The organism is Pigmentiphaga sp. CHJ604 (genome assembly GCF_036972535.1).
In the GTDB taxonomy this organism is placed as follows: domain Bacteria; phylum Pseudomonadota; class Gammaproteobacteria; order Burkholderiales; family Burkholderiaceae_B; genus Pigmentiphaga; species Pigmentiphaga daeguensis.
Map to the genome: position 1 here is coordinate 5,067,413 of NZ_CP136998.1, position 21,763 is coordinate 5,089,175.

Genomic DNA, 21,763 nt, shown 5'->3' on the forward strand with positions numbered 1-21,763 from the left:
TATAGTCTGTCGGCTTGGAGAACCGATCAGGACGCCGATGGACGAACGAGCGGCCAGAGACGTGGTTCTGGCCCACGCCATAGAAACCACCGATGACGAACACCAGTTGCTGCGGGCCGAGGATCGCCGCGAGGCCAGCCTGAGCGCCCGCAATCTGTGCGGGCTGCAAGGCGGCCGCGACGCCGGGCGGGATCCGGCCGGCCGCTTCCTGGAGACGCGCGCGGCCCTGCTGCTCGATGGATTGGAACGGCGTGCGCCGGCGGTCAGGGCCCTGCGCCATCCTCATCGCCTGGCGGCCTTGGCCGGCTGGCTGCTTCCGCTGGCGGCCTTCCTGGCCGGCGCCCTGGCCGAACGCATCGCCAACCCTCACCGCATGGACCTGTTGTCGCCGCCGCTGCTGGGCGTGCTGGCCTGGAATCTGCTGATGTACGCGATCCTGGCCGTATCCGCTGCGGTGCCGTCGCTGCGGCGGCGGGGAACGGCACTGTTCGCGCGGCCGTGGCTGCCGGCAGGCTGGAACCGGCGCCGCGGCTCTTCGGCACTGGCCACCGCCGGGACGCGCTTCGCGCTCGACTGGCAGCGCCTGGCCGCGCCGCTGCATCTGGCGCGCGGCAAGCGCATCCTCCATCTCTGCGCCGCGCTGTTCGGCGCCGGCATCGCGCTTTCGCTGTACGCGCGCGGCCTGACCGTCGAATACCGCGTGGGCTGGGAAAGCACCTTCCTCGACGCCAGCCAGGTGCACGCGATCCTGGGCGTGCTGTTCGCGCCCGCGACCTGGCTGTTCCGCGTGCCAGGCTTCACGCCGGCGGAAATCGCCGCGCTGCGGTTCGACGCCGACGGCTTCGCGACGGGCGGCGCCCGCTGGGTCCATCTGTACGCGGCGCTGCTGGCCATCGTGGTCGTGATTCCCCGCCTGGCGCTGGCGGCGGTGGCGCGCTGGAAGGAAACACGACTGCGCGCGGACTTCCCGCTGGACATGGGACTGCCCTACTACCGCAAGCTGCTGGGTTCGCTCAGCCCCGTGCCGCTGCGCCTGCGCGTCATCCCCTACAGCTTCGCCGTCGACGCCGCGCGCGGGCGGGCCTTGCAGGCGGTGGCACGCTCCATGCTGGGCGACACCGCGCAGGCCACCGTGCTGCCCGGCTGGGACTACGGCGCCGATCCGCAGGACATGCCGGCGCCGGACTCGGCGGGCGAGCCCGCCACCGTCACCGCCGCGCTGGTGAATCTGTCCGCCACGCCCGAAGCCGAGAACCATGGCGCCTTCCTCGATCACCTGGCGCGCGCGCTGCCCGGCAAGATCGTGCTGGCCGTCGACCAGTCGGCCTACGCGGCGCGGCTCGACGGCCAGGCCGGTGCCGATCGCCGCCTGGAAGAACGCCGGCGCCTGTGGCAGGATTTCGGCACGCTGCACAAGGTGCCGGTCACCTTCGTCGATCTGCTCCATCCTCCCGATGCCTGACAAGCCCGTCCGCATACAGCTCTGCCTGGTGTCCCACACCAATGCCGGCAAGACGACGCTGGCCCGCACCCTGCTGGGCGCGGACGTGGGAGAGGTCCGCGACGCGGCTCACGTCACGCAGGCCGCCGATGCGTATCGCCTGTTCACCACCGGCGACGGCGACGAACTGTACCTGTGGGACACGCCGGGTTTCGGCGACTCCGCGCGGCTGGCCAGGCGGCTGGAGATGGCGGGTAACCCCGTGGGATGGTTCCTGACCGAAGTCTGGGACCGGGTCAGCGACCGCGCTTTCTGGCTCAGCCAGCGCGCACTGCAGGCGGCGCGCGACAACGCCGACGTGGTGCTGTATCTGGTCAATGCCTCGGAAGATCCGCAGGATGCGGGCTATGTCGCGCCCGAGATGCAGATCCTGCAATGGCTGGGCAAGCCCGTGGTGGTGCTGCTCAACCAGATGGGGCCGCCTCGTCCCGCCCCGCGCGAGCAGGAAGACGTCGCGCGCTGGACCGACCATCTCCGGCCCTACGGCGTGGTGCGCGACGTCGTGCCGCTGGATGCATTCGCCCGCAGCTGGGTACACGAGCGGGTGCTGTTCGACGCCATCCGCGCCTGCCTGCCGGCAGCCGTCCAGCCCGGCTATGCCCGGCTGGCCTCGGCCTGGGACAAGCGCAATCTCGACCGTTTCCAGCAGTCCATGGATCTCATCGCCCGCCAGATCGTCGAGGCCGCCCGCGACGCCGAAGCGGTGGGCGATGCCTCGGCGATCCGGTCGGCGCTGGGCACCCTGGGCCTGGCCCGGTCCGCGCCGGAAAGCGCGCGGGACGCGGCCATGGCCGCCATCACCACGCGCCTGTCGCGCGCCGGCGCCCAGACCACGGCCCGCCTGCTGGCGCTTCACGGGCTCCAGGGCAGCGCGGCGGCGCCGCTGAACCAGCGCTTGCGCGAGAACTTCGCCTTCAGTGCGCCCGTCGATGTGAAGCAGGCGGGGCTGCTGGGCGCCATCGCGTCGGGCGCGGCCACCGGCGCGTCGGCCGACCTCCTGGCCGGCGGCTTGACCCTGGGCGGAGGCATGCTGGTAGGGGCCATAGTCGGCGCGGCCACGTTCGCCGGCGCGGCCTGGGGCATCAACAAGGCCAAGGGCACCGAACACGCGACCGCCCGCCTGACCGACGAATTCCTGCACGCGCTGGTGGCGGCGGACCTGCTGCGCTATCTCGCCATCATCCACTTCGGCCGCGGCCGGGGCGACTACGTCGAAGGCGAGGCGCCGGCCTTCTGGCGCGACGAGGTCATGGAAGTGGTGCAGGCGCGGACGGCGGCGTTGCAGCGCATATGGGCCCGGGCACGCCAGGACGACAGCCCCCGGGAGGCAGCCACGGAACTGGCCGCCCTGCTCGAGGACGCCTGCCTGCAGATCCTGCGCAAGCTCTATCCCGCCGCGATGGGCGCCGCCAACGGCCGGTAAGGGACCGCCTTCGCGGCCACACGGATCGCATCATGGAACAACCGCCGCTGTTCGACCTGCCGCCCCCGCTTCCGCCCGATCTGCCGGAAGGGCTGGTCTATGAACCGGATTTTCTCGAGCCGGCCGAAGCGGCGGAGCTCGAGGCGTTGATGGCCACCCTGCCCTTCGCCGCTGCCCGCTACAAGACCTATACCGCGCGCAGGCGGGTAGTGAGCTACGGCGGCAGCTTCGACTACGATGCCAACCGGCTGCAGCCGGCCACGGCGCTGATCGCCGAACTCCATGCGCTGCGCGACCGCGCGGCGCGATGGCTGGGCGTGCCGCCACAGGCCTTCCTCCATGCGCTGGCGGCGGAGTATCCGCCCGGCGCGCCGCTGGGCTGGCATCGCGACGTGTCGGACTTCCAGGACGTGGTCGGCATCTCGCTGGGCAGCGAGATCGTGATGCGATTCAGGCCCTACCCGCCCGACCATCCCAGGAAGGCCGACATCGTACGCCTGGCGCTGGCGCCCCGGTCCATCTACCTGATGCGCGGACCGGCGCGCTGGGCCTGGCAACACAGCATCGCGCCGGCCCGGGCCTTGCGCTGGTCCATCACCTTCCGCACGGCCTCGCCGCGCCACCGGAGCGGCGGCGCGTGAGCGCCGCTCATGCGTCGTCGATCACGACCAGCCTCAGGTTGCTCTTGCCTTCGCGCAGCTTCTTCGCCGCCTGGTAGGCCGGCGATGCGTACCAGGCCAAGGCCGCGTCCTTGTCGGGAAACTCGATCAGGAGCACGTTGTGGGCCGGCCCGCCTTCGAGCACGAAGGGCTCGGCTCCGCGCGCCAGGTAGCGCCCGCCATGCGCGGCCACCGCCTCCGCCACCATGCGGCCGTACTCGCCCATTTCAGTGGGCTTCAGAATCTTCACCTCGCCGATGACGTAGGCCGCCATGTCCACCCTCCGGTTCCCTGGATGATCGATTGCCGCTATGCCGCGCTCTTCTGCGGCATGATGCGCGCGACGTTGCGCGCCTTCAGCTCGCCGTAGACGAAAGGCCGGTCGCGCGGAAAGGACGTCGGCAGGTCCTCGGGCGCCACGTTCGCGGGATCGGGATTGCGGATCAAGGGCTGGATCCAGGCATCGAAACTCGGATACATGAAAAACGGGATGGAATAGCGCTCGTTGCCGGAACGGTTGATCACCCGATGGACCGCCGAGGTGAACACGCCGTCGGTCCAGACCTTCAGCACTTCCCCGACGTTGACCACCAGCGTTCCCCCGATGGGCGGCACCGCCACCCATTCGCCGTCCCGGTTACGCACTTCGAGTCCGCCATTCGCGTCCTGGGCCAGGATGGTGAAGGCATTGGTATCGGTATGTCCGCGCGCCCCCAGGTGCTCGCCCGATTCGTCGGGGCGCTGCGGCGGATAGTGCAGCAGGCGCAGCGAATTCATGTCCTTGGCGAAGCTCGCCTTCAGCGCGCCGGCCGTCAGGCCCAGGCTCAGCTCGAACAGATCCAGAAGCCGATAGCCCAGGTCGTTGACCTTGTCGTAGTAAGCCATCATCCGCGGCTTCAGGTCCGGCATGGCGGACGGCCAGGGAATGCGGCCGTGCAAGGGCTTGCCGGCCAGCAGGTCGGGATCGTCGTCGGCCAGCGGCCGGCGGATCTGGAACGCTTCCTGGAGGTTCTCCTTGATGTTCGCGTCGTTGCCCTTGCTCATGCCATGCAGGTAGCCCTGGGCATGGTCGTTGAGCTTGAGCGAGACCTCCATCTTGGCCTCCATGGGCAGGCTGTGGAAATCCACGGCGGTCTGGAAGATGTCGCGGATGTCCTGCTCGGCCAGGCCGTGGTTCCTGACGTAGAAGAACCCCACGGTGCCGGCGGCGGCGGCGATGGCCTCGGCCACTGCGGCACGGCCGGCATCATCGCGCCAGGCCGGCCCGAGGTCGACGATGGGCACTTCCGAGAAAACCAGTTTTCTTGCGGTGGGCAACATGTGCAGTCCTTGTTGAAAATTGCCGCTCAGGCCTCGGGCCGGATGTTCTCCCGGCGGGCCAGTTCGTTCCACTTGACGAATTCGCTGCGGTTCCAGGCGGCGAAGTCCGCGTGGCCGCGCACCGTCACCTCGAAACCCGCGGTCTGCAGCCTTTGGATGTTCTCGGACTGCCTGCCACCCTTGACGATGGCATCGGCCAGCTTGTCGATGTTGGCCTGGGGCGTGCCGACCGGCGCGTAGGCCCCCAGCCATCCCGTCGCGACGAAGTCCTCCATGCCCAGTTCCAGCAGGGTCGGCACATCAGGCAGCGCCTGCGCGCGCCTGGCCCCCGTCACCGCGATCGCCCGCAGCGAACCGGCGCGCACCAGGGAGGCCACCGATGGCAGGTTGGCGAAGGACACCTGGATGTCCCCGTTCTTCAGGCCGGTGATGATTTCACCGCTGGAGCGGTACGGGATATGGACGAAATGCGTGCCCGCGCGCTGGTTGAACAGCACCGAGGTGAAATGGGCCAGCGTGCCTACGCCGTTGGAGCCGTAGTTGAGCTTGCCCACGCGCGTCTTGCCGTAGGCGATGAGCTCGGGCAGCGTGCGGGCCTCGACGTCCCGGCCCACCACCAGCACGTTCATCAGCTCGGCCAGTTGGGCCATGGGAACGAAGTTCTCCTGCGGATCGATGGGCAGGCGAGGATTCAGGATGGTCGGCAGGATCAGCCCGCCCAGACCGCCGGACAGCAGCAGGTGGCCATCGTGCGGCTGCTGGAGGATGTATTGCTGGGCCACCGTGCCTGTGCCGCCGCCCTTGTTCTCGACGATCACGGGCTTGGCGGGGAACTCCTTGGCCAGGATGTCCGCCAGCACCCGCCCCAGCAGGGCGGTGATGCCCCCGGGCGGATAAGGAACCACCACCTTCATCAGGCGGTTCGGAAACTCTTCCTGAGCCCATGCCCTGCCCGCGGCCCCCAGGCCCGCGGCCGCTCCCAGACGCAGTACATCTCGACGATTCATCGACTCACTCCCATGCAAGCAGACTTACTGCACAATGCCGGTGCCGCAACCACGAAACGCGGGACTAAGTTATCGGAGACGTCCGCCTGCCCACAAGCGACGTCTCATCATGAATTCATTAGCAGGATTAATGACATGCGTCGCAAGATCCCCTCGCCCGTCATGCTCCAGGCGTTCGAGCTGTCGGCACGCACGCTGAGCTTCACGCAGGCGGCGGACTCGCTGAATCTGACGCAGAGCGCCATCAGCCACCAGATCCAGGCGCTGGAGGACTTCCTCGGGGTCCGGCTGTTCGAACGCGTACGCAAGCGTCTGCAACTGACGTCCGCGGGCGAGATCCTGCTGCTGCGCCTGACGCCCGCGCTCGACGCGTTGGAATCGGCCATCATCGAAACCGTGTCGACCGAGCCCGCGGCCAGCGTGCTGCGGCTGGGCGTGGTGCCCGCGGTCGCCACGCAATGGCTGATCCCGCGCCTGCCCCGCTTCCAGCGCGAACATCCGCGCATCGCGCTCACCCTCGTCACGCGGCTGCCCTTCAACTTCCAGAACAACAGCCTGGACGCCGCCATCAACCTGGGCAACACCCGCTGGCCCGGCGCCCGCTCGGACTGGCTGATGGACGAACACATGGTCGTGGTCTGTACGCCGGAGATGGCCGCGACCACGCTGCGCACGCCGGACGACCTGCCACGCGTGCCCATGCTGCAGATGACGTTCCGGCCGCATGCCTGGCACGACTGGCTGGCCGCCAGCGGCCTGCCCGCCGAAGGCACCACCGGAGGAATGAAGTTTGAGTCGTTCTCGCTGGTGCTGCGGGCAGCCATGGCGGGCCTGGGCGCCGCGGTGGTGCCCCGCCTGCTGGTGGAAGAAGAGCTGGAAAATGGCCGGCTGGTATCGCCCTTCGGGCCGGTGGTGCGCTCGCCGACTTCGTACTATCTGGTCTACCCGCCCGCCAATGTCACGCTGCCCGCCCTGCAGGCCTTTCGCGGCTGGCTGCTGCAACAGACGGGCGCGCCCGGGGGCTGAGCGTCCGCCGGCACGGCAGGCGCGTCACTTCGCCAATCCGGGAGACCCTTCGGCGGGAAGCGGATCCGCATCGGCGGCCACCGTCACGACGCGGTCCCTTCCCATCGCCTTGGCCGTGTAGAGCGCGGCGTCCGCCCGCGCCATCAGGCTGCTCAGTTCCTCGCCGGGGCGATACTGGTCGACCCCGACGCTGAACGTGACCTTGAGCTTGCTTCCCGGCAGCGCGCTCTCGGCCTGCGCGACCCGGGCGCGCAGCCGGTTCAGCAGCTTGACCGCGTCCCGCATGGACGTGTCCGGACAAAGAATGGCGAACTCCTCGCCGCCCAGCCGGCCGAAGGCATCGCCGGCGCGCAGGTTGCTGGCCACCACGCCGGTGAAATGGGCCAGCACCCGGTCTCCCGCCGCATGCCCATGGGTGTCGTTGATGCTCTTGAAGTGGTCGATGTCGACGATGGCGAACACCAGCGGCCGCCCGGAGCGCGATGCGGTGCGGGCGGCCGCGTCGGCCTGGGCCAGGAACGCGCGCCGCGCCAGGATGCCGGTCAGTTCATCCAGGTTCGCCAGGCGTTCGAGCCGATGGGCCAGGCGATCATGAGTCAGCAGCACCATGCCGATCGACAGCCAGGGCAGCGCCAGCACGCCCAGCGCCAGGAAGGCGATGTTGACGGGCGTCGATTGCAACAGCTCCGCCTGCCTGACCCATCCCACGCCGTAGGCCAGCCCCCGGCCCACATGGCCGATCGCGCCCAGGCATGCGCCGATGCTGACGAACCAGTAGGCGTAGTGGGGCCGGGACAGCGGCCGCGCCATGAACACGATCCTGGCCACCAGGATGTAGGCGTAGGCATAGAACGCCGACACCAGCGCGATGCGGATGTTGATGTCGGGCACCACATAGGTCCAGTAGGCCATGGCCGCCAATAGGGCAACCCAGCCCGCATATTCTGCGTAGCGCACGGGCCGCATCCCGACGAACTGCCTGCACCCTTGCAGGATGACCAGCATGGCCAGGGCCAGCAGCTGGTTGGAGACCAGGATCGTCAGCCACCGCGGCCCGACGTTCTGGAACAGGAACAGGGCCAGCGCTGCGATGGCCATGACGCTGGCCTTGAACCAGCGCCTGACCCCGGGAATGGCGGTGGGCAGCAGCGACCCCAGTACCGCCGTGCTCATGATGGCGGAGAAGATCGTGACGAAGATGACGCTGATGGGGTCTAGCATGGCATGCCGCGGGAATCCACGCGGCGATCGGAACCCGCGCGAGAGCCGCCCGATGATAAAGCATTTCCGGGCCTGGCCAGCCCGGCCGCCATCAGCGCCCGGCCGCTCGCCGGTGGCGCGCCAGGTACGCCCGATCGTCCAGACTGGAGAACAGCACCGCCAGCACGATGCCCGCCGCCGCGCCGACGATGGTGTCGAATACGCGCTCGAGCGCCATGTTGCCGGCCATGGCGGGCGCAGCCAGGTGCGTCATCAGCAGCGCCATGGGCGTCACGGTGATCTGTCCGAGCGCATAGTTGTAGCCGATGATGATCTCGGTCACGAACTGGAAGAGCGCGATCAGGCCCACCACGGCCCAGAACGAGGGCGATTGCGCCAGGATGGCGCCCGCCACGCAGGCGCCCACGACGGTGCCTGCCATCCGTTGCAGCGCACGGCTCATCGTGATGTGCAGGTGCCCGCCCTGCATGACGGCGGTCGCGCCTATGGCCGCCCACGAGGGATGCTGCCAGCCGGCCGCGTGCGCCAATAGCGCGGCCACGGCGGCGCCCGTGGCGATGCGGCCGGCGGCGATCAGCCGGTGCCGCATGGGGCGCGGAGGATCGCTGGGAAAGGCGCCCGTCGCGGGCTCTTCATGCCTGAGGCGATCGGTCAGGACACAGATGATCCAGGCCAGGGCGCCGCCCGCGGCCGCGGCGGCGGCGCGCGCGAAGACCGCTTCCCAGGACCCGGCCGCGCCCAGCGCCGCGCCTGCCGCGAACACGATGATGACGGCACCCGGTCCGCCCAGGCGCCAGCTCGACACTGCGACCGTGGACACTCCCGCCACCAGCGCAAGAACCAGCACCATCATCGTGGACGAGGCCCCCGCCTGGGCCGCCATCGATGTCGCAAAGGTCGCGGCGACCAGCAGCAAGGCGCTCAGGAAGACCATGCGGCGGCGGCGCACGCGCGAGGCGTAGCGCCCGAACAGCGAAGCCAGCGCGCCCAGCGCGCCCAGCGCGCCGAAACCGACCAGTTGCGGCCAGGGCGAATAGTGGAAACACGCCAGGGCCACGACCACGGCCAGGGTCGCCTGCATCCCGGCCACCACGGCATTGCGCACGGACAGCGGCGCGGCCATGGCCAGGCTTTCTTCCAGCTGGGCCGGCGTGAGCAGGTACCGCGCCGCGTTGGCGCGCGTCGTCCCGCGCGGCCGGGCAGGCGCGGGCGAACGGCGATCGTCTTCGTCAATCATGGGCATCCAGAAAAAAATCGCGCGCTGTGCCGGGCATGCCGGCGCAACGCGTGCGCGCCCATACGGCGTATGCCGTACGGCGGAAGCGATGAGAGAACCGCGGAAGGGACGGCTCCGCCTGGGCGGCGGCGCGTCAGCACGTCGGCGCCTGCGGCCAGGCGCAGGCGCGATAAGACACCATTCTACTTCAAACCTAGGGTTTACCCTAGTCTGTCAATCCATCTTGATGTGGGCCGCCTGCACCACCGTCTTCCAGCGGTCGATCTCCTTGCGCTGGAACGCCTTGAAGGCATCGGGCGCCATGCCGCTCGGATTGGCGCCCTGCGCGATCAGGCGCTTGCGGACCTCGGGCTGCTCCAGAATCGCGGCGACCTCGCGCTGCAGGCGGTTGGCGATGTCCGGCGGCGTCCCGGCGGGAGCGAACAGTCCATACCAGGCATTGGCCTGGTAATCGGGCACGCCCGATTCGGCCAGCGTGGGCACCGACGGCAGCACCGGACTGCGTTCCCGATCACCCACCGCCAGGGCTCGCAGCGAACCGTTCTGGATATAGGACAGCACCAGCGGCAGGTCGGCGAACATGACCGGGACGCGACCGCTGATCAGGTCGGGAATCGATCCCGCGCTGCCCTTGTATGGCACATGCACCATGTCGACCTTGGCAAGATACTTGAACAGCTCGCCGGCCAGGTGCTGGGATGCGCCGACTCCGCCGGACGCATAGCTGACCTTGCCCGGCCGCTCCTGCAGATAGGCGATGAGTTCCTTGACGTCGCGCGCGGGCACCGAGGGATGCACGACCAGCACCAGCGACACCGAGGCGACCAGCGTCACGGGCGTGAAATCCTTCACGGTGTCGTATGGCATGGAGCCGTAGATCAGACTGTTGGTCGCGTGCGTGCCGATGGACCCGATGACCAGCGAGTAGCCGTCCGGCGCGGCCTTGGCGACGAGGTCGGCGCCGATGTTGCCGCCCGCGCCGGCCCGGTTCTCGACCACCACCGGCTGGCCCAGGCGCGTGGCCAGGCCATCGGCCACGGTACGCGCCAGCATGTCGCTCGACGCCCCGGCGGCGAAGGGCACGATCATCTTCAATGGCCGGTCCGGGTAGGCGCCCGCCCAGGCCGCGACAGCCGCGCAGCCCAGCGACAGGGCCAGGGAAAACTTGGCAAGATAACGATGCATGGTTGGTCTCCTTCCTCGTTGTCGGCAAGACGCCCGGCGCCCCCTCGCTTGTCTCCGGAGGGTGGCGCCGGACGGCGCGGCGTTCAATACACGCCGTCGATCACGCCCCCTTGCGCGCGCAGCCTGGCCTGCAGTTCCTTCACCGGCAGGCGGCGCACGTCGGCATCGCCGCGTTCGGCGCACATGGCCGCCGCGGTGCCCACCGCCTGGCCCATGGCCATGCAGGGACCCATGGTGCGGGCCGTGCCCATGCCTTCCCGCGTCGCGGACAGGCAGCGGCCAGCGACCATGACGTTCTTGAGCCCCTTGGGCAGCAGGCAGCCGAAAGGGATGTCATAAGAGCCGCCGTTGGCGATGGGAATGCGTATCTGGGTCGTGCCGGACTGGTGGATGTCGACGTGCTGCGCGCCCTTGGCAACCACGGAGTCCGGCTGCTTGCGGCCCGACACCACGTCTTCCTTGGTCAGCAGGTAGTCGCCCATGACGCGTCGCGTCTCGCGCACGCCCACGCGCGGGGCCAGTCCGGCGAACACCGAGTTCTCGAAGCCGGGCAAGTGGGCCTTGACGAACTCATAGGTCTGCCAGACCTGCTCCATCAGGGTGCCCACGGTGGCGCTGACCGCCGCGGTGTCGGTCCCGTCGATGTTGCCCCCCACCCGGGTGGCGTTGACGCAGACCTCCTTTCGCGCGGCGGAAGTCGGCTGGATCATGATCAACGCGGTGGGCGCCAGGTCGCCACGGCGGATCGCATCGCCCAGGAAAGGCCCCTCGCTCTTGAAGAACACCGATGGCTGGCCCTGTTCGACCAGCAGGTCCAGCAACTGCTCGTCGGTCTTGTCCCCGCGGATGTAGTCGCTCTCGCCCACCGCCATCGAGGCGGGATTCTCGCGCGCGAAGCGCAACAGCGTCGCGCTGTCCACGCTGCCCACCCGGAACATCAGCGACACCGGCTGCAGATCGCCGCTGTCATCGCTCATCTCGAACGGCGCGCCGGCGCGGACAGCCAGGTCGCCGTCGCCCGAGCAGTCCAGGAAATGATCCGCCGTCACCAGCGTGCGGCCGCTCTTGTTGACCACCACGAGGCCGGTGACCACGCCGTCCCGGACCACGACGTCCTCGGCGAAGGAATTGACCCAGGTAGTCACGCCATGCCGGTCGAGGACGCGCATCACGGCGATTTTCATGATCTCGGGATCGACGCACACATAGCAGATCAGGCGATGGTCGTGCACCGGACCGATGAAACCGTCCATGCGCCGGCATTCGTCGAACAACTCGTCGGAAATACCGCCCACCACGTATTCGCCGCGGGCATTCAGCACGCCGTCCAGCGACATGCCGCTGAGCAGTTCGCCGCCCAGGATGGGATTGGCCTCGATGATGAGTGTCTTGCGTCCGTTCTTGGCCGCTGCCGCGGCGGCCGCGACGCCGGCGGCGCCTCCGCCCAGCACGACGACGTCGTAGTGCGCCTGTTTGAGTTGCTGCGCCATCTTCCTGTCTCCCTGGATAGCAGGCTGGTGTGGTCCTGTGGAAGAAGCCCAATAATCCATAATATGGAATATATTTGGCCTTCATTACTCGATTTGAGTCGGTCCAGTGTGTTTTATCCAGTAAATCACTGTCAATACGAGTCCATAATATGGAAAATCAATCCAGTTCCACGGGCACGCAAAGCATAGAGCGGACCATCCTGGTCCTGAAGAAAGTGGCCGCCCGCAATACCGCTGGCATCACGCTGGCGGAGGTGGCGCGCGAGACCGGGCTCAAGTCCCCCACCGCCCATCGCATCCTGGCCTGTCTGGTCGAGCAGGGGTTGCTGATGCAGCGCGGGCCCAAGCGCGAGTACTTCCTGGGCATGCTGGCCTACGAATTGGGGCTGGCGGCGAACTGTCACTTCAACCTGCGCGAGCTGTGCGGCCCGGTGCTGAACCGGCTGGCGCGCGCCACCGGCGACACGGTGTTCCTGACCACGCGCAGCGGCACGGACAGCGTAGTGATCGAACGCGCGGAAGGCAGTTATCCGGTCAAGGCCCTGACGCAGATGGTGGGAGAGCGGCGCCCGCTGGGCAGCACGGCGGGCGGACTGGCGCTGCTGGCCGCCATGCCCCAGGCCGAACGCGACGATGTGATGCGCAGGAACCGGCACCGGTTGAACCGCTACGGGAAACTGTCCGAGGCGGTGCTGGACCATATGGTCGAGCGCGCCTGCCAGCTGGGCTACGCGCTGAACGACGGCGACATCCTGCCCGAAGTCACCGGGCTGGGCGTAGTCGTGCCGACGCTACTGGGCAGCCACTATGCCGCGATCAGCATCGTCGCGCTGAACCATCGCCTGCGGGGAGACAGGCGCGAGGAAGTGGTGCAAATGATGAACGCCGAGGCGGCGAAGCTGAGCCAGACGCTGGCCGATGCCGGCGCGGCATTCGCGTAGCAGGCGGGAACCTGCGCATTCATCTGACCGGGCTTTCCGCATAGCTGGCGGCGGGCCGCAGCGCCAGCCGCATGAACAATGCGAAGGCCAGCACATCGAGCACCAGCGCCGCCATGCCCAATGCGGGATAACCGCTGAGCTTGACCAGCGTGCCGCCCAGGATCGGGCCGACCGCGGCGCCGATCATGGTCATGGCGGGAGTCGCCGCCGCCGCCCGGCCCGACGGGTCCAGCGCGGCGAACTGCCCGAACGCGAAGATGTGCGTGAAGACCATTACCGCCACGAATACGGCACCGGCTGCCGCGTACGGCTCGAAGGCCGTGCTCGAGGCCAGCAGCATGGCGAGCACTCCCTGCGCGGTCGCGCCGCACAGCACCACGACGCGCGCATTGATGCGGGCCTGGAACAGCGCCGCGATCACCCCCGGCAGCAGGTTGAACAACCCCACCGCGATCAGCAGGCCATTCAACTGGGAAACGGAAAACCCGCGGTCCGCGCCCATGCGTTCCATGAAGCTGAAAACCATGCCTTGCACGATGGCCATCACGCTGATGCCCCAGATGCCGAACCAGACGCTCGCGGACAGCTTCGCTGCCTTGCGGGACACCGCCTGCTGGCCGCCGGCGGCCGCCACGTCAGGGAAGAACAGCCCCGTCACGAGGCTGGCCACCAGCATCACGCCGCCGAACACGCCGAACAGGGCTGGCCCGCCCAACGCCCCGATGAGCTGCGGCGTGGCCGCCATGAAGATCACGCCGAACACGCCCAGCATGGTTTGCATGATTCCGAACAACCGCTGCGGGTTGCCCGTGCGCGCCACGGTGCCATGCGTCACGCTCAGGCCTACGCCGTTGGCCAGGCCGCCCGCGAGATGCAATGCCGCCAACGCGCCGAACTGGCTGACCTGGGAGCAGGCGAAGAACGCCAGTGCCGCGGTCCCGAAGGCCGCCGGCGCGATCCAGCGCCCGTTCAGGCCATGGAAACGCGGTGCCAGCCAGGCGCTGGCGAGCACCGCCCCGGCCAGGAACAAGGTCGCCAGGGCTCCCGCCTGCTGGGCATCGAGGCCGTAGCGGGACATCAGCGTGCCCACCCATACCGGCAATGCCACCAGGTCCACCATGCCGGCGCAGTGCGCCACCATCAGCGCGCTCCGCGCCGGCCACCGTTGGATGTCGTTCATGTCGTCTCCCAGCCCTATTTGTCGTTGCGGCTAGGATAGAAGGGCTTGGATGGCCCGAAAAACGCATTCTGTTTCTACGAGGTATCAGTTTCGTCCACGCATGCGGGTAAACCCGGCGCCGGCCGCCGGTGGAGGATAATGGTCTGGACCTCCACCAACCGGTATCCGCGCCCATGACCATCGAGCTCCATGCCTGGAACACCCCCAACGGCCGCAAGATCAGCGTGGCCCTGGAAGAAATGGAACTGCCCTACGAGGTGGTACCCGTCGACATCCGCAACGGGCAGCAGTTCGAGGCCTCGTTCCTGCGCATCAGCCCCAACAACAAGATCCCCGCCATCGTCGATCCCGACGGGCCCGGCGGCCAGCCGATCAGCGTGTTCGAGTCCGGGGCCATCCTGTTCTATCTCGCGCGCAAGACCGGCAAGTTCCTGCCGGCCGACCTGCGGGCGCAGACAGTGGTCATGGAGTGGCTGATGTGGCAGATGGGCGGCTTCGGGCCCATCCCGGGGCAAGTCCACCACTTCCGCGCGGTGGCCGACGAGACCGACCGCCGCTACGGCCTGCAGCGGTTCAGCGTCGAGACGCACCGCCTATACGGCGTGCTGGACAACCGCCTGGCCTCGTCCGACTACGTGGCGGGCGAATTGTCCATCGCCGATTTCGCCATCCTGGGCTGGGCCTGGCGGCACGAGCGCCATCAGGTCGACTTGGCGGCCTATCCCAACGTGGCGCGCTGGTACGCGGCGCTGATGGAGCGTCCCGCCGTGCAACGCGGGTTCGCCCGGAAGCTGGACTGAGCCCGCCGCCGCTACACCACCAGCCGCCCCCCCGCGTCCAGCTGCACCAGTTCCCCGGTCAGCGCGGCCGGGCCATGCACCAGCCACCAGACGGCCTCGGCGATCTCGTCCGGGGTCTGCACCGACTTGAGCGGGTTCTTGGCGATCAGCGCAGCCCGCACGGCCTCGTAGCGCTCGCGCCCCATGCCGTTGATCAGCCAGTCGCCTTCGATGAACCCGGGCAGCAGCGCGTTGACGCGGACCTCGGGCGCCAGCACGCGGGCGAACGAGAACGTCATGGCGTTGAGCGCGCTCTTGGACGCGGCGTAGGCCATGCTGGACCCGGTGCCGCGCAATCCGCCCACCGACGAGATGTTCACCACCGAGGCATTGCCCGTACGCCGCAGCAGTGCGGCCATGGCCCGCGTGACGACGTAGACGCCCGATACGTTGACCGCGAACACCCGCTGGAAGTCCTCGAACGACAGGCCGTCCAGGTTCTTGTGGTCGTTGAAGGTGGTCACGGCCGCGTTGTTGACCAGCGCGTCCAGTCGCCCCCAGCGCTGCTCGATGTCGCGCGCCATGGCGCGGCAGGCGTCGTCGCTGGTCACGTCGGCGCGGGCCACGAGCACGTCGGCCGCGCCCAGCGAGCGGCACTCGGCCGCCACCTCCTGCGCCGCCGCCTCGTCCCGCGAGTAGTTGACGACGACGCGCCAGCCCTGCTTGGCGAAGAATTTGATGGTGGCCGACCCCGCGCCGTTGCGGCCGGTCGCGCCGGTCACCAGGCAGACTTGTTTCATGCTTGCCCCTTTCATGTCCAGTAAGGCTGGCGCAGCTCACGCTTGAGCAGCTTGCCCAGCGCCGAACGCGGCAGTTCGCTTCGATATTCCACGGCGGCCAGCCGCTGGGTGCGCCCGACCTGGCCGTTCACCCACGACCGCAGCGCCTCCGGGTCCAGCGTGCTGCCCGGCTTGAGCACGACCAGCGCCAGCGGCGTCTCGCCCCATTGCTCGCTGGGAATGCCGATGACCGCCACGTCGGCCACCTCGGGATGGGCGGCGGTCACCGACTCCAGGTCGGTCGCGTAGATGTTGAACCCGCCGGAGATGATCAGGTCCTTCTTCCTATCGAGCAGGATCAGGAATCCCTCGTCGTCGAAGCGGCCGATGTCGCCGCTGCGGTGAAAGGCGATGCCCGAGTCGTCGCGCCAGTAGAAGGCCTCGGTGGCCTGCGGCTGCTTGTAGTAGCCGGCCATCATGTACGGCGACCAGCCGACGATCTCGCCGACCTCGCCCTGCGCGAGCACCCGGCCGTCGTCGTCGACGATGCGCATGTCGTGGTCCGGCGCCGGACGGCCGACCGTGCCGAGCTTGTCCGGAAACTCATGGGCGTCGAGCACGCAGCTGCATCCGCCTTCGGTCATGCCATAGATCTCGCGCAGCCCGCCTGGCCACCGGTCCAGGATCTGCGACTTGACCCTGGCGTCGAGCGGCGCGCCGGTACATTGCTTGAGCACGAAGGACGACAGGTCCGTGCGCGCGAAGTCCTCGTGCGCCAGCAGTCGCTGGTACTGCACGGGGACCAGCATGGTATGGGTGACCCTGTGCGCGGCGCACAGCCGCAGGTACTCGGCGGCGTCGAACTTGCGCATCAGGACCGTCGACCCGCCATTGGCCACCGTGGCCAGCATGGGCTGCAACGTGGTGTTCGAATACAGCGGCGTCGACAGCAGCATGACGCTGTCCGGCCCCAGTCCGAAGCTGCGCCGGTTGGCCTGCCGCGACCGCATCCCATGGAGGTGCAGGATGCCCTTGGGCTTGCCGGTGGTGCCCGAACTGTAGATCAGGTTGAAGGCCTGGTCGGCCCGGTGGTCCACGGCGGGCGGCTGGCCGCCGCGCGCCAGCCAGTCGTCCCACCCCAGCCAGCCCGGCGCCTGGAAATCCAGCGCAACCAGGCGATGGGGCAAGGCCGCGGCCAATTCCGCCTCGACGGCCTTCAGGCTTTCACGCGCGTCGGCATCGGCCACCAGCACCGTGGCGTCCGAATCGCCCAGCATGCCCATCAGCGTCGCCGCCGTCGCCGACGTGGCCAGCGGCACCACGCAGCCGCCGGCGCGCACCACGCCAAAGAACGCCTGGATGGCGCGCAGCCCCGGCGAGGCCAGCAGGGCGACCTTGCCATCGGGGCCGACGCCCAGGGCCGCGCAGGCGGCCGCGACGCGTTCCGTCGCGCGGGCCAGTCCGGCCCAGTCGAGCGTGTCGCCGCCGCAGCGGAAGGCGGGCGCGCCGGGCCGCTCGCTCGCGTGGCGGGCGATCAGGGAAGGAAAGTCGACGAAGGGCTGCCGGGCCTGCCGCGCCATGATGTCGTGCACGTTCTGGGTCATGGCGGCGTCACTCGTCATAGACCAGCATCAGGAACTCGGCGACCAGCGCCGGGCGCTCCTTGCCTTCGATCTCGATGGTGCAGTCCGACACCACGCGCGTGGCGCCTTCCTGCCCGCCCCCCTCGCCGCGCTCGACCGCCTTGATGCGCTGGCGCAGGCGGATGCGGTCGCCGACCTGGACCGGGTTGACGAAGCGGATCCGGTTGGTGCCGTAGTTCAGGCCGCGGCCCCGGTGCGTGATCGCATAGACCGAGCGGACCAGATAAGGAATGAAGGACAAGGTCATGAAACCATGCGCGATGGTCTTGCCATCCGGCATCTCGCGCCGCGCGCGCTCGACGTCCACGTGCAGCCAATGATCGTCGCCCGAGATGCGGGCGAAATCGTCGATGCGCGACTGATCGATGGCCAGCCATTCGCTGACCCCTATTTCCTTGCCTATCCACGCCTTCAGATCGGCGGGACGGTCGAGAACCACCATGACGACTCCCTTGAAAAATGCCCTCACGCTTGCCGCTTCGCGGCGCTGCCCCCAAAGGGGCTTTTTTCAAACTGTCAGGCCTGCGCGCGCGCCGGCACCCTGCCGAGCGACACCAGCGACATCACGGCATCGCCGTCCTGGTTGCGCACCGTGACGCGCGTGCGGATCATGCCCATGCCGGGGCGCGACTTCGACCGCACGGTCTCGATGACCTCGCGCTCGACCACCAGCGTGTCGCCGGCCTTCACGGGTTTCGTCCAGCGCAATTCGTCCAGGCCCATGCCCACCATGGGGGTCTTGCCATAGCCGCCCGCCTGCAGGAAGACGCGCATCGACAGCGCGGCGATCTGCCAGCCGCTCGCGATCAGCGTGCCGAAAGGGCCTGCGCGCGCGGCTTCCGGGTCCATGTGCATGGGCTGGGGATCATTGGCGCGGGCGAAGGCGATGATCTCTTCCTCGGTGATCACCGTGGGCTCGCTAATCCAGCGCTCTCCCACCTGGAAATCCTCGAAACAGCGGGCCTCCCCGCCGTTCGCGGCGGACGGGGCGGAATGCATTGCAGCAGTCGTCATGAATCAGTTTCCGTAGCCGAGTATGGCCTTCACCTCGAGATATTCCTCGAATCCGAAGACCCCGAATTCGCGTCCGTTGCCGGACTGCTTGTAGCCGCCAAAGGGCAGGCTGCGATCGAACGGCGCGCCGTTCAGATAGACGCGACCGGCACGGATCGCGTTGGCCACGCGCCGGGCTCGCTCCAGGTCCGGCGACTGCACGAACCCCGCCAGCCCGAACGGCGTATCGTTGGCGATGGCGATGGCCTGGTCCTCGTCGTCGTAGCTCATGATGGACAGCACGGGGCCGAAGATCTCCTCGCGCGCGATCCGCATGTCGGGCGTCACGTCGCCGAACACCGTGGGCCGCACGTAGTAGCCGCGCTCGAGGCCGCGCGGACGCCCGGTGCCCCCGGCCACCAGGGTGGCGCCCTCGTCCACGCCCGACTGGATCAATTGCTGGACCTTGTCGAACTGCGCCTGGCTGACCAGGGGTCCCATCGTGGAAGCCGGGTCCATCGGATCGCCCAGGCGTATCGCCGCCACCGCGTCGCGTGCCGCCGCGAACACCTCGTCGCGCCGATCGCGCGGGACCAGCATGCGGGTGGGCGACTGGCAGTTCTGGCCGGCGTTCGTGTTGCACGCATGCACGCCTGCGACCACCGCGGCACGGATGTCGGCGTCGGGCAGGATGATGTTGGCGGACTTGCCGCCCAGCTCCTGCGCCACGCGCTTGACGGTATCGGCCGCCAGCTTGGCGACTCTCACCCCCGCCCCCGTGGACCCGGTGAACGACACCATGTCGATCGCGGGATGGGCGGCGATCGCCTCGCCCACGGTCGGTCCGTCGCCGTTGACCAGGTTGAAGACGCCCGGCGGCAGGCCCGCCTCGTGCACGATCTGGGCGAACAACAGCGAACTGAGCGGCGCGATCTCGCTGGGCTTGAGGACGACGGTGCATCCGGTGGCCAGCGCCGGCGCGACCTTGGAAGCCACCTGGTTGAGCGGCCAGTTCCACGGCGTGATCAGTCCGCAGACGCCGATGGGCTCGCGCCGGACGATGCCGCTGCCCATGCGCTCCTCGAACGGGTAGTCGGCCAGTACGCGCAGCGCCTCCTCGAAGTGGAACAGCGCAACGGTGGCCTGGCGTTCGGTGGAGAACGTGATGGGCGCCCCCATCTCCATCGTCATCGCCCGCGCCAGCTCCGGCAGCCGCGCGCGAAAGCCCGCGACGATCCGTTCCAGCCACCCCAGGCGCTCCTGCACGCTGGTCGCGGCATAGGCCGGAAACGCCCGCCGGGCAGCGCGCACGGCCCGCTCCACGTCTTCGGGCGACCCCAGGCTGATGCGCGCGAAGCTTTCCTCTGTCGCCGGGTTGACGACTTCCAGGTTTCTCGGCGCCACCGGATCCACCCAGGCGCCGTCGATATAGAACTGCAGCGTGTTCATGGTCATTCGATCGAGATCCGTGCCGACTTGACGACTTCCTGCCACTTCGTCGCCTCGTTCCTCATCAGCTCGCGCAATTGTTCGGGCGTGCCCGACAGCGGCACCATGCCCAGCGAGTTCAGCTTGGCCTTGCCTTCCGGCGACGCCGTGTATTTGTTGATCTCGGCGTTCAGCGACGAGACGATGGACTTGGGCAGGCCGGCGGGCCCGACCATGGCGCTCCATACCGTGGCTTCCAGCTTGACGCCCTGCTCGTTGGCCGTGGGCACGTCGGGCAGGCCCGGGAACCGCGTCTTGGACATCACCGCCAGCGCCCTGAGCTTGTTGGCCTGGATATTGGGAATCAGTGACGTGACCGGTGCCACGACCGCCGAGACCGAGCCGCTCATCGCATCCACCATGGCCGGCGAATCGCCCTTGTACGGCACCGGCTGGAGCTTCGCCCCGGTCTGGATGCTCAGGTACTCGGTGGCCAGGTGGCCGATGGTGCCGTTGCCCGGATTGGAAACCGTCACCGCATTGGCGGACGACTTGCTCAAGGCGACGAACTCGGCCAGGGTAGTGGCCTTCACCGCCGGGTTGACCGCGATCACGACGGGGATCTCGCCGACCAGCGCGATCGGCGTCAGGTCCTTCTCGGCGTCGAACGGCATGGGGTGGTACAGCGACTTGTTGTTGGCCAACGGACCGGACGTGCCGATGCCGAGGGTATAGCCGTCCGGCGCGGACTTGGCCACCGCATCGACGCCGATGTTGCCGCCGGCGCCCGCGCGGTTCTCGGCCACGAACTGCTGGCCGTAGTGCGCGCTCAGGCTTTGCGCCACCTGCCGTCCGACCAGGTCGGAACTGCCGCCGGCGGCGAAGGGCATGATCACGCGGACGGGCTTGCTGGGCCAGGATTCCTCCGCCTGCGCGGCGGCGCCCTGCAGGGCTAGTAGCAGCGCGGCCAGCGTGGCGCATGCGCGGGGGGATGCGTAAGGTTTCATCGTCGTCTCCGTGTGCTGTGTTCAGCGTATCGAGAAGCCCGCGGGAAGCGGGCTCCGCTTTTTTTCGATGAATGCAGGCGAGGCGCGCCCGACACGTCGGAGGCACGTCGCTGGAGACGGGGAATACCCTGGCTGGTATCGCGGGGCGCGGCAGGCGTTCAGGCCGTCTCGCCAAAGAGGATGCACCCCGGCGTCCCGCGCCATCAAGGCGAGTTTTGAGAGTTTTCGGCCAGTGAAAAGTTTGAGCGGGTTCAGTTTTCCAGTGGTCCATGCAAGGCCGTGTACTCCGCGGTCGCCTCCTTGAAGGCGCGGGAAAACGAGAGCCCTTCCCGGACCAGACGGCCCGCGATCCGGTCACGGCCTGCGATCCAGTCCGCCATGGCCGCCACCTGAGCGAGCCGGCGCGCCGGCACGCAGGCGATCCCGCTTGCATCGCCGACCAGCACGTCCATGGGCTGGACGGAAACGCCATCGATGACGATGGGACCGTTGACCCGTTCGATGCGGACCCGGGTGCGGCCGGTGACGGCCACCCCATGGCGTACGTGGATGGGAATGCCGGCTTCCCCCAGCTCGTCCACGTCGCGCATGCCGCCGTCGACCACCCAGGCGGCGACGCCGCGCCGCGCGCTGGCCAGCGCCGCGATGCCCCCCGCCAGCGAGACGCGCGCGCCGCCCGCGTCGATCGCGATCACCTGCCCCGCGCCGGCGTGGTCGGCATACTGCGCGATGTCGAAATCGCCCGGGTCGTAAGTGCCGAGCGGCCCTGTCGAAGCCTGCACGGTGAAGGCCGGCCCCGCGAACGATCCGCCGGGGCGGATGGCCGGCAGCCCGGTGATGGTGCCGGTGGCGCCCAGCATGTCCAGTACCGCGCACACGGTGCTGGCGCCGGCGGACCGGAGCCGTTCGTGGATGTCGTGCATGATGGTTTGCTCCTCGGCCAT

Annotated in this window: 21 protein-coding genes; 6 read left to right on the forward strand and 15 right to left on the reverse strand. The window is 68.6% G+C overall.

Annotation, left to right across the window (positions count from 1 at the left end; all coding sequences use genetic code 11):
- The first annotated feature begins 37 nt into the window (after positions 1-37).
- From R4823_RS24300 to R4823_RS24310, 3 genes are read left to right on the forward strand one after another with little or no spacing between them, the layout of a single operon-like run.
- Positions 38-1,462: a DUF2868 domain-containing protein gene (locus tag R4823_RS24300; RefSeq protein WP_132980502.1), complete on the forward strand. Its 1,425-nt coding sequence runs from the start codon at positions 38-40 to the stop codon at positions 1,460-1,462.
- The gene (locus R4823_RS24305) at positions 1,455-2,924 is read left to right on the forward strand and encodes a GTPase domain-containing protein (RefSeq protein WP_132980501.1); all 1,470 of its coding nucleotides are present in this window, start codon (positions 1,455-1,457) and stop codon (positions 2,922-2,924) included. The genes R4823_RS24300 and R4823_RS24305 overlap by 8 nt, the downstream gene beginning before the upstream one ends.
- 32 nt (positions 2,925-2,956) lie before the next feature.
- Positions 2,957-3,565: an alpha-ketoglutarate-dependent dioxygenase AlkB gene (locus R4823_RS24310; RefSeq protein ID WP_132980500.1), complete on the forward strand. Its 609-nt coding sequence runs from the start codon at positions 2,957-2,959 to the stop codon at positions 3,563-3,565.
- Between the two features lie 7 nt (positions 3,566-3,572).
- Here the strand turns inward: R4823_RS24310 and R4823_RS24315 are convergent, their stop codons facing one another.
- The 3 genes from R4823_RS24315 to R4823_RS24325 are packed head-to-tail and all read right to left on the reverse strand — an operon-like array spanning position 3,573 to position 5,910.
- Entirely contained in the window at positions 3,573-3,857 is a 285-nt protein-coding gene (locus R4823_RS24315; protein ID WP_087836732.1) for a DUF1330 domain-containing protein, read from the reverse strand.
- Between the two features lie 35 nt (positions 3,858-3,892).
- Positions 3,893-4,903 (reverse strand): 2OG-Fe(II) oxygenase family protein, encoded by a 1,011-nt coding sequence (locus R4823_RS24320; protein ID WP_087836731.1) that lies wholly within the window; start codon positions 4,901-4,903, stop codon positions 3,893-3,895.
- 26 nt (positions 4,904-4,929) lie between these two features.
- On the reverse strand, positions 4,930-5,910 hold the full coding sequence (locus R4823_RS24325; RefSeq protein WP_132980499.1) for a tripartite tricarboxylate transporter substrate binding protein: 981 nt from the start codon (positions 5,908-5,910) through the stop codon (positions 4,930-4,932).
- 135 nt (positions 5,911-6,045) lie between these two features.
- On the opposite strand from R4823_RS24325, the gene R4823_RS24330 reads away from it, so the two are divergent.
- Entirely contained in the window at positions 6,046-6,936 is an 891-nt protein-coding gene (locus R4823_RS24330) for a LysR substrate-binding domain-containing protein (protein WP_165963309.1), read from the forward strand.
- Positions 6,937-6,960: 24 nt separating this feature from the next.
- Here R4823_RS24330 and R4823_RS24335 read toward each other — a convergent pair whose 3' ends face one another.
- From R4823_RS24335 to R4823_RS24350, 4 genes are all read right to left on the reverse strand, one after another.
- A complete protein-coding gene (locus R4823_RS24335) occupies positions 6,961-8,157 on the reverse strand; it encodes a diguanylate cyclase (RefSeq protein ID WP_132980497.1) in 1,197 nt (398 codons plus the stop codon).
- A 91-nt stretch (positions 8,158-8,248) separates the two neighbouring features.
- The gene (locus tag R4823_RS24340) at positions 8,249-9,394 is read right to left on the reverse strand and encodes an FUSC family protein (RefSeq protein WP_132980496.1); all 1,146 of its coding nucleotides are present in this window, start codon (positions 9,392-9,394) and stop codon (positions 8,249-8,251) included.
- A 213-nt stretch (positions 9,395-9,607) separates the two neighbouring features.
- The gene (locus R4823_RS24345) at positions 9,608-10,579 is read right to left on the reverse strand and encodes a tripartite tricarboxylate transporter substrate binding protein (protein ID WP_132980495.1); all 972 of its coding nucleotides are present in this window, start codon (positions 10,577-10,579) and stop codon (positions 9,608-9,610) included.
- Between the two features lie 83 nt (positions 10,580-10,662).
- Positions 10,663-12,069 carry an FAD-dependent oxidoreductase gene (locus tag R4823_RS24350; protein ID WP_165963308.1) on the reverse strand — a complete coding sequence of 469 codons (1,407 nt, stop codon included), beginning with the start codon at positions 12,067-12,069 and terminating at the stop codon, positions 10,663-10,665.
- Positions 12,070-12,218: 149 nt separating this feature from the next.
- Here R4823_RS24350 and R4823_RS24355 point away from each other — a divergent pair, with 149 nt between their 5' ends.
- Positions 12,219-13,010 (forward strand): IclR family transcriptional regulator, encoded by a 792-nt coding sequence (locus tag R4823_RS24355; protein ID WP_132980493.1) that lies wholly within the window; start codon positions 12,219-12,221, stop codon positions 13,008-13,010.
- 19 nt (positions 13,011-13,029) lie between these two features.
- Here the strand turns inward: R4823_RS24355 and R4823_RS24360 are convergent, their stop codons facing one another.
- Positions 13,030-14,190: an MFS transporter gene (locus R4823_RS24360; protein ID WP_132980492.1), complete on the reverse strand. Its 1,161-nt coding sequence runs from the start codon at positions 14,188-14,190 to the stop codon at positions 13,030-13,032.
- A 173-nt stretch (positions 14,191-14,363) separates the two neighbouring features.
- Here R4823_RS24360 and R4823_RS24365 point away from each other — a divergent pair, with 173 nt between their 5' ends.
- Positions 14,364-14,990, forward strand: a complete 627-nt coding sequence (locus R4823_RS24365) for a glutathione binding-like protein (protein WP_338616371.1) — start codon at positions 14,364-14,366, stop codon at positions 14,988-14,990.
- An 11-nt stretch (positions 14,991-15,001) separates the two neighbouring features.
- Here R4823_RS24365 and R4823_RS24370 read toward each other — a convergent pair whose 3' ends face one another.
- The 7 genes from R4823_RS24370 to R4823_RS24400 all read right to left on the reverse strand — a co-directional run bounded on the left by R4823_RS24370 (position 15,002) and on the right by R4823_RS24400 (position 21,763).
- On the reverse strand, positions 15,002-15,769 hold the full coding sequence (locus tag R4823_RS24370; protein ID WP_338616373.1) for an SDR family oxidoreductase: 768 nt from the start codon (positions 15,767-15,769) through the stop codon (positions 15,002-15,004).
- Positions 15,770-15,780: 11 nt separating this feature from the next.
- Positions 15,781-17,352, reverse strand: coding sequence for a class I adenylate-forming enzyme family protein (locus R4823_RS24375; RefSeq protein ID WP_338616374.1), 1,572 nt, complete (start codon positions 17,350-17,352; stop codon positions 15,781-15,783).
- 7 nt (positions 17,353-17,359) lie between these two features.
- Positions 17,360-17,833: a MaoC family dehydratase gene (locus tag R4823_RS24380; RefSeq protein ID WP_087836717.1), complete on the reverse strand. Its 474-nt coding sequence runs from the start codon at positions 17,831-17,833 to the stop codon at positions 17,360-17,362.
- A gap of 74 nt (positions 17,834-17,907) precedes the next feature.
- Positions 17,908-18,405, reverse strand: coding sequence for a MaoC family dehydratase (locus R4823_RS24385; protein ID WP_207958684.1), 498 nt, complete (start codon positions 18,403-18,405; stop codon positions 17,908-17,910).
- A gap of 3 nt (positions 18,406-18,408) precedes the next feature.
- A complete protein-coding gene (locus R4823_RS24390; protein WP_338616375.1) occupies positions 18,409-19,833 on the reverse strand; it encodes an aldehyde dehydrogenase family protein in 1,425 nt (474 codons plus the stop codon).
- A 2-nt stretch (positions 19,834-19,835) separates the two neighbouring features.
- Positions 19,836-20,819: a tripartite tricarboxylate transporter substrate binding protein gene (locus R4823_RS24395; protein ID WP_338616377.1), complete on the reverse strand. Its 984-nt coding sequence runs from the start codon at positions 20,817-20,819 to the stop codon at positions 19,836-19,838.
- A 251-nt stretch (positions 20,820-21,070) separates the two neighbouring features.
- Positions 21,071-21,763, reverse strand: coding sequence for a hypothetical protein (locus R4823_RS24400; protein WP_338616378.1), 693 nt, complete (start codon positions 21,761-21,763; stop codon positions 21,071-21,073).